17 protein-coding genes and 1 rRNA gene are annotated in these 12,398 nt (G+C 36.1%); 5 read left to right on the top strand and 13 right to left on the bottom strand.

All coding sequences use genetic code 11. The features are described 5' to 3' along the window. The 6 genes from KQI66_RS06195 to yneA all read right to left on the bottom strand — a co-directional run. Positions 1 to 111 (bottom strand): 16S ribosomal RNA (locus tag KQI66_RS06195); the annotation flags it as partial. A gap of 588 nt (positions 112 to 699) precedes the next feature. After that, the gene (locus KQI66_RS06190) at positions 700 to 1,365 is read right to left on the bottom strand and encodes a LysR family transcriptional regulator substrate-binding protein (protein WP_216427803.1); all 666 of its coding nucleotides are present in this window, start codon (positions 1,363 to 1,365) and stop codon (positions 700 to 702) included. Between the two features lie 133 nt (positions 1,366 to 1,498). Beyond that, entirely contained in the window at positions 1,499 to 1,816 is a 318-nt protein-coding gene (locus KQI66_RS06185; RefSeq protein WP_216427802.1) for a hypothetical protein, read from the bottom strand. Positions 1,817 to 1,860: 44 nt separating this feature from the next. Continuing rightward, positions 1,861 to 1,986: a hypothetical protein gene (locus KQI66_RS11405; protein WP_256441577.1), complete on the bottom strand. Its 126-nt coding sequence runs from the start codon at positions 1,984 to 1,986 to the stop codon at positions 1,861 to 1,863. Between the two features lie 69 nt (positions 1,987 to 2,055). Beyond that, complete coding sequence (locus KQI66_RS06180) at positions 2,056 to 2,211, bottom strand: hypothetical protein (protein ID WP_216427801.1); 156 nt, start codon at positions 2,209 to 2,211, stop codon at positions 2,056 to 2,058. Positions 2,212 to 2,293: 82 nt separating this feature from the next. After that, positions 2,294 to 2,575, bottom strand: coding sequence for a cell division suppressor protein YneA (yneA, locus tag KQI66_RS06175; protein ID WP_216427800.1), 282 nt, complete (start codon positions 2,573 to 2,575; stop codon positions 2,294 to 2,296). 160 nt (positions 2,576 to 2,735) lie between these two features. On the opposite strand from yneA, the gene lexA reads away from it, so the two are divergent. The 5 genes from lexA (at position 2,736) to KQI66_RS06150 (ending at position 6,337) form a co-directional block, all read left to right on the top strand. Further along, a complete protein-coding gene (lexA, locus tag KQI66_RS06170) occupies positions 2,736 to 3,359 on the top strand; it encodes a transcriptional repressor LexA (RefSeq protein WP_216427799.1) in 624 nt (207 codons plus the stop codon). 103 nt (positions 3,360 to 3,462) lie between these two features. After that, positions 3,463 to 4,350 (top strand): DegV family protein, encoded by an 888-nt coding sequence (locus tag KQI66_RS06165; RefSeq protein WP_216427798.1) that lies wholly within the window; start codon positions 3,463 to 3,465, stop codon positions 4,348 to 4,350. 108 nt (positions 4,351 to 4,458) lie between these two features. Then, on the top strand, positions 4,459 to 5,103 hold the full coding sequence (locus KQI66_RS06160; RefSeq protein ID WP_216427797.1) for a chloramphenicol acetyltransferase: 645 nt from the start codon (positions 4,459 to 4,461) through the stop codon (positions 5,101 to 5,103). Between the two features lie 218 nt (positions 5,104 to 5,321). Beyond that, positions 5,322 to 5,771, top strand: a complete 450-nt coding sequence (locus KQI66_RS06155) for an Hsp20/alpha crystallin family protein (protein ID WP_216427796.1) — start codon at positions 5,322 to 5,324, stop codon at positions 5,769 to 5,771. A 116-nt stretch (positions 5,772 to 5,887) separates the two neighbouring features. Next, positions 5,888 to 6,337 (top strand): Hsp20/alpha crystallin family protein, encoded by a 450-nt coding sequence (locus KQI66_RS06150; protein WP_216427795.1) that lies wholly within the window; start codon positions 5,888 to 5,890, stop codon positions 6,335 to 6,337. A 77-nt stretch (positions 6,338 to 6,414) separates the two neighbouring features. On the opposite strand, the gene KQI66_RS06145 is transcribed toward KQI66_RS06150, so the two are convergent. From KQI66_RS06145 to KQI66_RS06115, 7 genes are all read right to left on the bottom strand, one after another. Further along, on the bottom strand, positions 6,415 to 7,155 hold the full coding sequence (locus KQI66_RS06145; RefSeq protein WP_216427794.1) for an amino acid ABC transporter ATP-binding protein: 741 nt from the start codon (positions 7,153 to 7,155) through the stop codon (positions 6,415 to 6,417). Continuing rightward, positions 7,145 to 7,873, bottom strand: a complete 729-nt coding sequence (locus KQI66_RS06140) for an amino acid ABC transporter permease (protein ID WP_253287689.1) — start codon at positions 7,871 to 7,873, stop codon at positions 7,145 to 7,147. Before KQI66_RS06140 ends, KQI66_RS06145 begins: the two co-directional genes overlap by 11 nt. A gap of 162 nt (positions 7,874 to 8,035) precedes the next feature. After that, positions 8,036 to 8,842 (bottom strand): basic amino acid ABC transporter substrate-binding protein, encoded by an 807-nt coding sequence (locus tag KQI66_RS06135; RefSeq protein WP_216427793.1) that lies wholly within the window; start codon positions 8,840 to 8,842, stop codon positions 8,036 to 8,038. 120 nt (positions 8,843 to 8,962) lie between these two features. Continuing rightward, on the bottom strand, positions 8,963 to 10,219 hold the full coding sequence (locus KQI66_RS06130) for a chloride channel protein (RefSeq protein WP_216427792.1): 1,257 nt from the start codon (positions 10,217 to 10,219) through the stop codon (positions 8,963 to 8,965). Positions 10,220 to 10,420: 201 nt separating this feature from the next. Continuing rightward, positions 10,421 to 11,104 (bottom strand): FadR/GntR family transcriptional regulator, encoded by a 684-nt coding sequence (locus KQI66_RS06125; protein ID WP_216427791.1) that lies wholly within the window; start codon positions 11,102 to 11,104, stop codon positions 10,421 to 10,423. Then, positions 11,097 to 11,699 carry a uracil-DNA glycosylase gene (locus KQI66_RS06120; protein ID WP_216427790.1) on the bottom strand — a complete coding sequence of 201 codons (603 nt, stop codon included), beginning with the start codon at positions 11,697 to 11,699 and terminating at the stop codon, positions 11,097 to 11,099. Before KQI66_RS06120 ends, KQI66_RS06125 begins: the two co-directional genes overlap by 8 nt. 3 nt (positions 11,700 to 11,702) lie before the next feature. Then, entirely contained in the window at positions 11,703 to 12,389 is a 687-nt protein-coding gene (locus KQI66_RS06115) for a hypothetical protein (RefSeq protein WP_216427789.1), read from the bottom strand. Positions 12,390 to 12,398 lie beyond the last annotated feature (9 nt).

The following is a 12,398-nucleotide window of genomic DNA, read 5'->3' as shown; positions in this document are numbered from 1 at the left end:
CGTCCGCCGCTAAGATATTCAAAAGCAAGCTTCTAAATATCTCCGCTCGACTTGCATGTGTTAAGCACGCCGCCAGCGTTCATCCTGAGCCAGGATCAAACTCTTATGTTAAAATCCTTCGTCAGTTAACTCTGACTTTTTTGTTTCCATTTATTACTTGGTAGTTTATCTCAATCTCAATAAACTCGTTATTGACTTGGGTTTAATTTTTTACCATCAACTGTTCAGTTTTCAAGGATCAATTCTTTTCTTACTCACTGTCTCACCAGACAGCTTATTTATAATACATTATTTTGTTTCTTTTGTCAACACCTTTTTTCGACTTTTTTAAAATCTTTTGTTATCAGCAATTCTTTTAAATCAGTCTTTATCGGTTGACTTCGCCGCTCTCAGCAGCAACGTTTATTTATTATACTCGTTTTATTTGATTTGTCAACACTTTTTTTGATTTTTTAAATTTCTTTTTTGAAATCACTTTATCAAAACACTTAATGTGACAATCATCGTATCAACTCACTTGTATGGCTGACACGTTTATTTATTATACATTATTTTTTCATTTTGTCAACAACATTTTAACAATTTTTTCACAATTATTTAAAATTAATTTCAAACAACGATTTAACTGGCATACAACAACAAAAACCTATCCGATTTTTTAAGTTTTGATCGGTTTTGTATCAAAAAGCTTTTATATTTTTAGTTTCTCATTGTATTGTAGCTCTCTATCTCCTTTACATATAACTCACCGAATTCACTGAGAACGTGATTTTTCTTTTTAATATATCCTATCGTAAGCGGATCTTCTTCCTTTAATTTTATTGCTACAAAATTATCTTGAAGTGTATTACTGTCTATCATAATTCCTGTTCCGATTGAAAAACCGTTCAACATAGTTATTATCTCACAGGAGGTTGCTCTGTCATTTGTTCTTATTATCTTATCAAATTCATAACCGGATAATGCTTCCTCCGATAAATAAAACTCCATTTCATTTGTCTGGTCAAAAGAAACACATGGATAATCTTTTAAATTCTCTACCGACAGTTCTTTTTCCTCTGCAAGAGGATGTTCCTTGCTCAAATAAACATATGTATCGCACACCATCAACGGATGAAATTCAAGTTCATATTCTCTAAACAACTTATGTATTACATTTCTGTTACTGTTTGAATAGGAAAGAATATCTATTTCACTTCTATTATCTCTTACATTTATCAGCACTTCATCTGTTCTTGTTTCTTTAATCAGATAGGAAAATGAATATGCGTTTCTATTCTTGATTGCATCTACAAAAGCATGAACTACAAAAACATAATGCTGCATTGATATGGTATAGTAGTCCCTTCCTCTTCTCTGTTTCAAATATTTACGTTCGACCAGTTCATATTGACTTACCACCTGTTTTGCAAACGTAAGAAATTCATTTTCTTCTTCAGTCAGTTTTATTCCCTTATTTGTTCTCTCGAAATTTCTTATTCCTATTTCTTCTTCAAGATCACTGATTGTTGTTGATAAAGCCGGTTAAGATCCGGTTAAGTCCACTTCCGACACCAAGAATAATTGCGATAATTACTCTGCAAAAATATCCAATCGCTATGCGGCGTAAGCTTGTTAAAATATCTATTTTAAGTGTACCGTCCACAATAATTTTATACATCGCTTTTCCAACATTTAACGGTGATGGCAAAATTACATTTAACAAAATTCCTCGGCTGGATAAAATTTGCCATATAAGCAACAGTATAATCGGTATAGCCGCCACATTAGCAATATATTTAATTTTATCTGCTATGAATTTCATCGGTTTTTTCACTCTTATTAACTCCTTTATTCAAAAAACTTTGCATTGAAGTAGGACTAACTGTCTACTCTGTTTTCTTCCGTAAATTCTTCCACATGAGAAATAAGCCAGTTCCGGTATTCATCTGTATCAGAAATCAATTCATCTATCGTCTGTGATAAGCTATATTTATCTTTAGCCAAAAAATGCACAGGCCTGTCTCGGTCTGTGCGTTTTTCTATTGGAGGAGTTTTATACCTCTGTAATATTACTTATTTTTTGTCGCTTTCTTTATTGCTCTGCTTGTTTCTGTTGCAGTTTCTTCCTGATTCAATACTATACTCTTCCGCAAATTCTGTTCTGTTATTATTCTTTTCAGAATTCTTTTCACTGTTTTTCGATGAATTACGTTTGCTGTTTTTATCCATCTTATATTCCACCTTTCAAATATTAGTGCTTTTATATGCACAGCAATAGTATTTAAAAAACAGAATATTTTATTCATCAAATTCATATTTCTTTATATTTTATTACCGGTACTATTATTCTTTGTCCTGCTTTCAATTCATCTGTATCTGCCATATTAAACTCCATTATATAATTTGCATATTCTTTTTTATCCATACCGTCTGATTGATATTTTTGAGCAATGTTCCAATAGCTTTCACCATTTAATATATTAACTTCCTCATAATATGTATATGTTTCCTTTTTATCTCCTCTGCCGAAAACATTTGTCACTATGCAAACACTTGTAATAAAAATCAACGCTATAAAAACTAATTTTCTCATAGTATCCCCCTTATCAAAAAGCTGTTCGTATTTACAGCTTTATAATATACGAACAATCGTTCATTGTCAATATATTTTATATTTTTATGAAACATTTGTTTGATATTTTTTCAAATATATGTTATGATATACAAAAATAATCCTATAAGGAGATTATGCTATGGAAAAATTATCGCAGAAACAAGCGCAAATACTTGAATATATGAAAAAAGAAGTGCGTGAAAAAGGCTATCCGCCTTCAGTTCGTGAAATATGTGATGCTGTCGGACTCAAGTCAACTTCTACTGTGCATGGCCATCTTGAAAGACTTGAGCGTAAAGGCTATATCAAAAGAGATCCTTCAAAGCCTCGTGCTATCGAAATTTTTACGAACACATCATCTCCCGAATCCAAGGAAAATCTTTCCAAGGAGATTATCAACATTCCTATCGTGGGAACAGTAACCGCAGGAACGCCTATTCTTGCTGTGGAAAATATAGAAGATACATTTCCTATACAGCTTGATTATGCTCCTTCCGGAGATATTTTCATGCTTCGTGTAAAAGGTGACAGTATGATTAATGCCGGTATATTCAATAAAGACCTTATCATGGTTAAACGACAGAGTACCGCAGAAAACGGTGATATAGTTGTCGCTCTCATCGAAGACTTTGCCACCGTTAAAACCTTCTATAAGGAAAATGATTATATCCGACTTCAGCCGGAAAATCCTTCAATGTCACCAATTCTCGTTCGTGATGTTACAATAATAGGTAAAGTCGTCGGTCTTTACCGCCGCTATTAAAGTTTCTCTTCCATGAGAAACTTTTTTATTAAATATGTTTGACAAGCACATATTGCTATAATAAAATTAGAGTATTAAATCTATTTTGAAAGGAATTTATATTATGTGTGCATATAAAATTGTGTCCGATACATCAAGTGATATTTACCCTTCTGTTATCGATACTTCAGTAATACCGAGAGTACCTTTTTATGTTACATTTGATAAAGAACACTACTATAAAGAAATCACAGAAATGTCTGTTGACGCTTTTTATGAAAAAATTCATACTGACAAAGCTTTTCCTTCAACATCACAACCTATAATAGCTGACTATATTGAAGTTTTCGAGCCCATACTTCAGGAAGGCCTTGACATTCTTTGCTTAAGTATTTCAGGTCTTTTCAGCGGCTCACATCAGAGTGCTGTAAATGCTGCAGAAATGATGCTTGAAAAATATCCCGACAGAAAGATTATTACAATCGACAGCCTCAATGCTACACTCGGCTTCGGTCTTATATTATATCAGGCACATCTTATGCATGAAGCCGGATATACACTTGAAGAAAATGCTAAAGTACTTGAACAGTTAAAGCATGAAACGATAATTAACTTCACAGTAGGTACACTTGACTTTCTTCAGCACGGTGGACGTATTGGAAAAACAGCCGCTCTCGCCGGAACAATATTTAATGTTAAACCCATCATTTGTCTGAGAGAGGGCGAACTTTTCCCTGTTGAAAATGTTCGTGGTATCAAAAAAGCAATGAAAGCTATCATCGACAAAACAGATAAGGAAATAAAGGATCACGAAAGCGATTATTATATGACTCTTTTCCATGCCGAAAAATATGATCCGGTTGCAGATGTTATACTTGAGCATTATGGTGATCCGAACAAATACAGCCTGTTAAAGGATATGGGAAGAATCGGTGTTACAATCGGTTCGCATACCGGTCCTAATGTAATCGCTTTTGCCTACTCAAAGAAATATACATGCTATGATAAATAATTTTACTGTACTCCAAAGGAACCGACAAAACGGTTCCTTTTTTATTACTTATTTTTTCGTTTGTATGCTATAATAATTACTGTATTTTAACTTTAAGGAGCTGATAATATGTTTATACCGATAGATATGGAAACATGGCCACGCAAAGAACACTTTGAATACTACCGAACAAAAATAAAGTGCGGATACAGCTGTACTATCCGGCTTGATGTAACTAAATTCCTTTCACAGGTAAAAAGTAAACATCTGAAATTCTATCCATCTTTTATATACTGCGTTTCAAAGCTTATTAATGAAACCAAAGAATTCCGAATGACCGTGGATAAGGACGGAAATCCCGGTTATTTTGATGTTTCGTATCCTAATTTCACCATATTCCATGACGATACAAAAACCTTTTCCGATATATGGACCGAATACTATCCGGACTTTAAAACATTCTATGATAATGCAGTAAACACAATGGAAAAGTATAAAGATGTTCATGGAATAAAAGCCCGTAAGGAACAACCGGAAAATTTCTTCTGCATATCATGTGTTCCCTGGCTTACATACACTTCATATAACACAAGCGTTCCCGGCGGTGAACCTAACCTTTTTCCTATAATAACATTCGGAAAATTTACTGCTGACGAAAAAGGCATATATACAATGCCGTTCACGCTCAATGTATCTCATGCCGCTGCCGACGGTTATCACACTTCAAAATTCTTCAACGACCTCCAAATTCTGATTAATTCAATCGAATTGTGAACGAAATGTGAACTTTCTTAAGCAATTATGAATATTAGCACTCACCTCTTGACAGTGCTAACAAAGTGTTGTATATTAACCTCAGAACAAAGGAAAGGGAATAAAAAAGATAAAGATATTAAAAAATAAACCTACCTGAGTTAATAATTCAACACCTCGGATTTCTCCGACAGTGCTTAAATATTTATCAATATGTCATTTGAAAGGAGATATGACTTATGATGATGCCCAGTATTTTTGGAGAAAACTTATTTGATGATTTTATGAATGATTTTCCTTTTGAGAAACATTTCTTCGGTGAAAGAAATCCTCTCTATGGTAAACATGCTAAAAACATTATGAAGACCGACGTTAAAGAAACCGATAACAGCTATGAACTTGACATTGACCTTCCCGGATTTAAGAAAGAAGACATCAATGTTCAGCTTGATAACGGTTATCTTACAATAGCTGCTTCTAAGAGTCTTGAAAAAGAAGATGAGCACGAAAAATCTCATTATATCAGACAGGAACGTTATTCCGGCAGTATGAGCCGTAGCTTCTATGTCGGCAACGATGTAAAGCAGGAAGAGATTCATGCTAAATACGAAGACGGTATTTTGAAACTTGCCGTTCCTAAGAAGGCCGCTAAAGCAATAGAGTCTAATAAATATATTCAGATTGAGTAAATCCGATATATTTTAAGTTTTAAGTAATCTAATTAAACAGTCAAAATTCAACACCTCGGATTCTCCGACAGTGCTTAAATATTTATCAATATGTCATTTGAAAGGAGATATGACTTATGATGATGCCCAGTATTTTTGGAGAAAACTTATTTGATGATTTTATGAATGATTTTCCTTTTGAGAAACATTTCTTCGGTGAAAGAAATCCTCTCTATGGTAAACATGCTAAAAACATTATGAAGACCGACGTTAAAGAAACCGATAACAGCTATGAACTTGACATTGACCTTCCTGGATTTAAGAAAGAAGACATCAATGTTCAGCTTGATAACGGTTATCTTACAATAGCTGCTTCTAAGAGTCTTGAAAAAGAAGATGAGCACGAAAAATCTCATTATATCAGACAGGAACGTTATTCCGGCAGTATGAGCCGTAGCTTCTATGTCGGCAACGATGTAAAGCAGGAAGAGATTCATGCTAAATACGAAGACGGTATTTTGAAACTTGCTGTTCCTAAGAAAGCTGCTAAAGCAATAGAAACTAATAAATATATTCAGATTGAATAATATCTACTTGATTTAAATAATCCCCCAAACAGAAAATGGCTCCATGTTCATTTGAACATGGAGCCATTTTCTGTTTATTAAAGAACCTTCGCAAGGAAGTTCTGGAGTCTTTCTGTTTTAGGATGGTTAAATATTTCGTCAGGTGTTCCCTGTTCCATTATTATACCGTCTTCAAGAAAAAGTACCTTGTCGCCTACTTCTCTCGCAAATCCCATTTCATGCGTTACAACAACCATTGTCATATTTTCTTCGGCAAGCTCCTTCATAACCTCAAGAACCTCGCCTACCATTTCTGGGTCAAGAGCTGATGTCGGCTCGTCAAAAAGCATAACATCCGGCTTCATACATAATGCTCTTACGATGGCAATACGCTGTTTCTGTCCGCCTGAAAGCTGTGAAGGATATGCCTGTGCTCTGTCGGCAAGTCCAACTCTCTCAAGCAGCTTCATAGCCTCTGCATTTGCCTCTTCTTCGCTTTTTTTCTGAAGCTTCATAGGAGCAAGCGTCATATTCTTAAGAATTGTCATATGCGGAAATAAATTAAAATGCTGGAATACCATGCCCATCTTCTGTCTGTGGACATTTATATCTACGTTTTTGTCTGTTATGTCAACACCATTGAACGTAATAGTTCCGCTTGTAGGAATTTCAAGCAGGTTCATACATCTGAGGAATGTACTTTTGCCTGAGCCGGAAGGTCCGATCATAACTACAACCTCGCCTTTTTTAATATCGGCATTTACACTTTTAAGTGCAGTTACTCCGTTAAATTTCTTTTCAAGATTTCTAACCTTTATTAATACATCATTATCGCTCACTGTTACGCAGTCTCCTTTCAAGTCTACCTACAAAGTACGTAAGTATCATAACCATTGCAAGATAAATAAGTGCAACCGCAACAAGAGGCATAAATGCACTGAATGTTTTTGAACGTATTATGTTTCCGGCTCTTGTAAGGTCCTGTATAGCCGCATATCCGGCAACCGATGTTTCCTTGAGCAATGCAATGAATTCATTTGCAAGCGAAGGAAGAACATTTTTGAATGCCTGAGGAATAATTATATATCTCATTGTTTCGATATAATTAAAGCCTAAGCTTCTTCCGGCCTCCATCTGTCCTCTGTCGATTGACATTATGCCGGCACGGATAATTTCGGCAACATATGCACCGGAGTTCATACCGAAAGCAAGTGCCGCAATAAGAACGCCGTTATCGGATGATGCAAATATTACGAAATAAATAATAAGAAGCTGGATAACAACAGGTGTACCTCTTATTATTGTAAGATATATCTTAGCAATAACATTAAAAATCTTGAGCAGAACTCTTCCAAATCCACCTCTGCCGTCATCCTTTGTTAAATCATAAGTCGAACGTATTGTTGCAAGTATAACACCGATAACAATACCGAGAACCATGGCAATAAGTGTAATTTTAAGCGTAACCCCAAGACCGCTTACAAGCAGCTTCCATCTGTCACCTTCAATGAAGTTTAAAACAAACTGTGCTTTTATACTATTAATCCATTCCGTCAAAACAGCACTCCCCTTCTTCTCTCTTAGTAAATTAATTTAACGGAAAATAAATAAAACCTTCCTGTATTTTCAAAACGACAGCTTTATTTATTCACCGTAATGTATACAAGAACACCATGCAGAGCAGATCTGCATGGTGTAAGGTTAACTTAGTCCTCTAAATCAGCCTGCATATTTTTCATTTAATTCATCAAAGAAGCCTTCAGCTGTCATATCTGCTAAAGCCGCATTGATTTTATCAAGTAATTCTGTGTTGTCCTTAGATACTGCGATTCCGTAGTATTCAGCGTCTTCTTCGCCACCGAAGGGCTCTTCAAGTACAACAAGGTTGTTTGCCTTTGCAAATGCATCTGCAACACCTGTATCAAGTACCATGCAGTCTACCTTGCCTGCAAGAAGTGCAGCAAGTGCATCGCCGTATTTTTCATACTGGCTTACTCTGTCACCAAGCTTTTCTGTTGCCATGATGTCGCCTGTTGTTCCAAGCTGAACGCCTGCTGTATAGCTTCCGTCAAGAAGATCCTGATAGCTTGTGATTGCTGAACCTTCGGGAACAAGGATTGACTGAGCTGCTACATAGTATGAATCAGAGAAGTCAACATTTTCCTTACGTTCGTCTGTAATTGTTATGCCTGAAACACCAACATCGATTTTGCCTGTCTGAACAGCTGTTACAACTGAATCGAAGTTCATATCTGTGATTTCAAGAGTCATACCGATTCTGTTGCAGATTTCTGTCATCATATCAACATCATAGCCTACGATTGTCTTTCCGTCATCATCATAAGACTCGAAGGGAGGGAAGTCTGCACTTGTTCCCATTTTAAGAACTCCGCCCTCAGCATCTGTTGCTTCACCTTCTGTTGTTGTTTCCTCGTTCTTTGTATCTGTTGTTTTATCTGATGATGAGCAAGCTGCAACACCAAATACCATAGCAACAGACATAGCTACTGCTAAAAATTTCTTCATAAATTATTCCTCCTTAAGAATTTTATATATACACTGCTTTAACACTACTTTAAAGCTGTATAAAAAACAAATTATATTATAAACCAAAGAAAAACATAAAACAAGTATAAATATGTATAATTATAAAGTTTTTTGGTCAATAAATTCAGCTCTATGTTTTGAATATACAATTTTTTGTGAGCTATATAACCCATAATAACCAGAAAGGCGATAAGAAACGGCACAGGCTATTGCATAATAAAGCAGACCTTCGCTTCCGAAAAGCTCAATGCTGAGTATTATGGAAGTAAGCGGACAGTTTGTGACACCGCAGAACAGAGCCACCATACCAAGTCCGGCACCAAATGACGAGCCTATTCCGAGAAGCTTTCCGGCAACATTGCCGAATGTTGCTCCTACGAACAGTGTAGGTACAATCTCTCCACCCTTAAATCCTGCTCCGAGAGTAGCCGCAGTAAGTATCATCTTTAAAATAAACGCCTCCGGTCTTGTGTCCTCTCCCATAGCTGCAGCGGTAATAACATTCATTCCGGCACCGTTATAATCCCTTGTACCGAATAAATATGTAAGACCGATAACAACACATCCGCCTACAAATGCAGTAAGCATTTTGTTGGGTATTTTGTCATAAAGCTTATGTGCAGTTTTAAGCACAAAACAGAACAGCATACTTATAAGTGCACACAGTACACCAAGAATAACTACCTTCGCTGACATAATTACACTTATATCCGGAATTTTGGTTATTGCAAACGAAGTTGCCTCTATTCCGAAAAGTCCGGCAATATATGCTCCGACAGCCGCAGATATAACACAAGGCACAATGGCCGAGTAATACATAACTCCGACGCTTACAACCTCCATGGAAAAAACAACTGCCGTAATCGGCGTTCCGAAAAGAGCCGCAAAACCGGCACTCATTCCGCACATAACTATAACTCTCTGATCCTTCTCGTCAAGCTTAGTAAATTTTCCTATATATTCAGCTATACTTCCGCCTATCTGGAGTGCCGCTCCTTCTCTGCCCGAAGAACCACCGAAAATATGCGTAATAACAGTACTTATAAATATAAGCGGAGCAGTCTTTATGCTTAAATCATTGTTAAGCCTTACCGCCTCAAGTACAAAATTCGTTCCTTTATCCTTTTCCATACCTGCTTTTTTGTATAACCACACTATTGCTATACCACCTATCGGAAGTAACCATAAAAGCCAAGGAAATTCCGTCCTCAACTCTGTTGCTTTTTCTACCGAAAGATGAAAAAGCACCCCGACAAGTCCGACTGCAACGCCTACCACCGCCGCAAAAACTATACTTCTTACAAATCTTAAGGCAACCGTCTTTATCCTTTCTATATAACCGCTCTCCTCATTCATTTTTTATTTCCCCTTTTCATCAATTTTTGTCTGCGTATTTATATTATTACATTCTTCATCTTATTTCAACAATTCCGGGACATATAAAAAACCCGATTTTTCATCGGGTTTTACAAGGTGTCGAAATCTTGTCATGACTTTTGCTTTGCAAAAGTTGCTACGCAACCGCACCCTCTTGTGCGGTCAACGATTTCGACTTAATCATTTGAGTTTCTTTGTCAAATCATAAGCGTGAAGTATGTGCATTCTCATTGCCGCCTCTGCTCCTGCGGCATCTCTTGATTTTATAAATTCCATTATAAGAGTATGGTCTACAACCGTATACTGATTAACCTCTTTTGTTACAAGCGAGAATACTCTTTCAACCTCTATTCCGGCATATATAATAGACAAAATTTTTACAACAAATTCGTTTTTGGTCGCCCTTGCAATAGCAAAATGGAATTCCTGGTCATATTCCGTTCTTGCATGCGGATCTGTTATAGGCTTCTGTAAAATCTCTCCAAGTCTTACTATTTCGGCAACGTCCTCGTCTGTCGCTCTTTCAACCGCATATCTCGCCATGCTCGGCTCGAACATAATTCGCATTTCGAACAAATCCATAGCGCCGAGAAGAAGGTTGTCCAGTTCGCTGAAACCGTAATCCTCATTAAGCTCTTTATTGTTTGCAACAAACGTACCTTTGCCTCTTCTTATTTCAAGTACGTTGTGTGCTATAAGAAATTTGACAGCTTCCCTTAATGTTGTTCTGCTGACGCCCAATTCTTCCGCAAGTTCATTTTCGTTCGGGAGCTTATCTCCCAAATTAAATCTCTTTTCAAGCGTTATCATTTTTAGGATTTGGTCTGCCACCTTCTCGGACAGCATTACATTCCTGTTACTCATTTATATCTACCCCCATGCGTTTCACGTATTCCCTTAATTCTTTTAAATCATTTGTATATATTTCTTTGAGTGCTCTGTTGTAAATAACAGCCGCCGGGTGATATAACGGAAATATATTTCTCCCCATAAAATTGATTAACTTTCCGTGATATTCACCTATACTCACTGATTTGTCGTTCAAAACCGCCTGTAATGGTACATTTCCCAATGTAACCACTATTTCCGGATTAACCGCTTCTATCTCCTCATAAAGAAACGGTGTAAAAAGAGCTTTCTCGTTGTTATCCGGAGCTCTGTTTATTGCCCGTCCTGTTTTCGGACTTATTCGGTAAGGTCTTATTTTTACGACATTGGTAATATATAATTCGCTTCTGTCGATTTTTATGGACTCCATAAATTCCGTCAAATTTTTTCCGGCCTTTCCTACAAACGGTCTGCCTTCTTTTTCCTCATTTGCACCAGGTGCCTCACCAATCAACAATATTTTTGAATTTACATTACCGTCACCGAAAACAATTTTTCTCCCTGTAAATTCTTTTTCGGCCATAAGACTTATTCTTTTGTTTATATCCTTAAGTTTTATATTGCTACCCATCTTTCACCATGTCATTTCAATATTGATACTGCATCCTTTAATTTCGTCAAGCCTCCATCTATTATTAATTTTTACTATCCTTATATCCAGTATATCATTTTCTCTGACATATTCAATGACTTCTTTGTCAAAAAATAGTCTTACAAAATGTGAAATATAGCTTTTTTGCCTTAAAATCAACGAATCAGAAGGAAAAATACTTTCAACAAAAAATTCTCCTTCCATTGTTTCGGTAACTGTTTCATCTGAAAGCAGACGTTGTTTATCCCTGTATTTCTCTAAATCTATAATAACAGGAACCTTAGAAATAATAAAGCTTTTATTAAATTTTATAAGCATATGTTTAAGACGCATAAGCCTTAGACTCTCATCTTCAAGTTCTGATATATTGTCTTTGAAATAACTATAAAGCCTTCCACCGGTCAGCATATCATTCAGCTTTAAATATTCCTCTACCGCCGTAAACATATATTTTATCACTTCATCGCTTTCCAGACAGATTTTATATGGAAGCCATCTCAGAAAATAGTTTTGAAAAAATCCGGGATTGTCCATTCCGCAGGACATTCCCGATACATATTTCATAAAATATTCTATACATCTGCTTTTTATACTGCTTTCGTAGGCAGACGAGGTTTTGTTTATTATCATTTTGCAGGCGTCACTAATACTGCTGTAACTTTCTATCATCTCATCAGC

It is taken from the genome of Anaerotignum sp. MSJ-24, assembly GCF_018918145.1.
Taxonomy (GTDB): domain Bacteria; phylum Bacillota; class Clostridia; order Lachnospirales; family Anaerotignaceae; genus Metalachnospira.
Note: the sequence above shows the minus strand (reverse complement) of the source record. Positions and strands in the feature narration are given on the sequence as shown.